The sequence below is a fragment of the Streptomyces spiralis genome (assembly GCF_014654675.1).
Taxonomy (GTDB): Bacteria; Actinomycetota; Actinomycetes; order Streptomycetales; family Streptomycetaceae; genus Streptomyces; species Streptomyces spiralis.
Window position 1 is genome coordinate 1 of record NZ_BNBC01000134.1, and the last position, 1,367, is coordinate 1,367.

Sequence of the window (1,367 nt, forward strand, 5' to 3'; positions counted from 1 at the left end):
ATACCTCACACAACAGGCATACCGCGACGATCACACATCGTCAGCCCCCAACGACACCACGCAGCAAAGGTCAGTAGTAGTCGTCACCGGTCGCCACTGAGCGGCCTCGGACGGCCCAGAGACGGCCCGGCCGAGATCACTCGTCGGCTGTCAGCCACTCATCGAGCCGGACCTTGACCTGGTGGTTGTGGGCGGCGTGCCAGAGGACCTCCCCACTGACGAAGGCACCGAGGGCCGGGAGGTCCATCTCGCGCGGCATGGCCGTGATCTCCGCCAGTGCTATGGCGTACGGCACGCCGTCTATTCGTATGAAGACCCCAAAGCGCTGGCGACCGATGACCTCCCCGGTGATCCGGGTTCCTACGGGCAGGGCCGCGACGGTTGCCGCCCAGCTCTCCCGCACCAAGTCCGCGGCCGGCACCTCAGGGCCCGAGGGCCAGGCGTACTCATCCATCGGTAGATCATGATGCCCTGGGACCGGTGCTCGAAGATGCGGGCACGGCCCTGCGGTGCGCGCTGCTTGGCTGGCGCCGCTGCCGCGAGTGACCGCCGACGGCTTCTGCCGTCCGCCGTCGTTGCCGTCACCACTGCCGTCAGTGTCGTCGGCGTGTACGACTCGGAGACGTCCTGTGGCGCGGCCTGTACTCGGCTCGCTACGGGTGCTTTCGATGTGGTCCGAACCTGGGACATCGCCAACAGCGCCTCGGTTGGCGCGACACCGTCGGAGGCACCGACGACGTGCGGGATGTTGCTCCCCTGCGTCCCAAGGGCTGGCATGGGCCGGTTACCGTTCCCCACCATGAAGATCGTGATCTGGTCCTTCCTTGCCCTGTTCTTCGTCGTCTGTGCCATCGGCGGCTTGCTTAGCACCGTAAATGGACACGACGCCCCAAACATCATCCGTGGCCTAGTCGTCAGTGCCTTGTTCTCGTGGTGGGCCTGGGGTAGTTGGAAGAGAGCATCTCGCCCCCGGACCCCAGGAATGGCCCGTATTGATGAACCGCACCGTAGGCCTTGGCGGCGACGATGACTCTGCCGTCCGACACCGCCTTGACACCTCCGGGGAGTCATGTGACGTACGCCGCTGAATGAGAACCACCTGTGAAGCACGAAGGTTCTGTCTTCTTGCCCTGGGTCTTGCCGGGGATCTTGGGGAGCTGGGTTTTCTCTGATCAGAGATGGTGGGCCCGTGCGCCTGGTGGTCGTCGCTGGTCGTCATTGGCCACTGTCGAGCGGCCTCGGATGGCCCAGGGACGGCCCAGACAACGACCCGTCGGCCGACCCATCCGACGGCCTACGAGCTGATCGGCAACTCCCGTGCCCGTACTCGCGCTTGGGCCCGTAGCTCCTTCAAGCGGCTGTGGAAC

At 65.3% G+C, this 1,367-nt stretch carries 1 protein-coding gene; it reads right to left on the minus strand.

Features of this window, described 5'->3' with window-relative positions; genetic code table 11:
- Positions 1-136: 136 nt before the first annotated feature.
- Positions 137-454 (minus strand): S1 domain-containing protein, encoded by a 318-nt coding sequence (locus IE318_RS44330; protein WP_229904224.1) that lies wholly within the window; start codon positions 452-454, stop codon positions 137-139.
- Between the last annotated feature and the right edge of the window lie 913 nt (positions 455-1,367).

Coding starts and splice junctions, on each gene's coding strand:
- IE318_RS44330 (WP_229904224.1), bottom strand. CDS start 454: ATGGATGAGTACGCCTGGCCCTCGGGCCCTGAGGTGCCGGCCGCGGAC.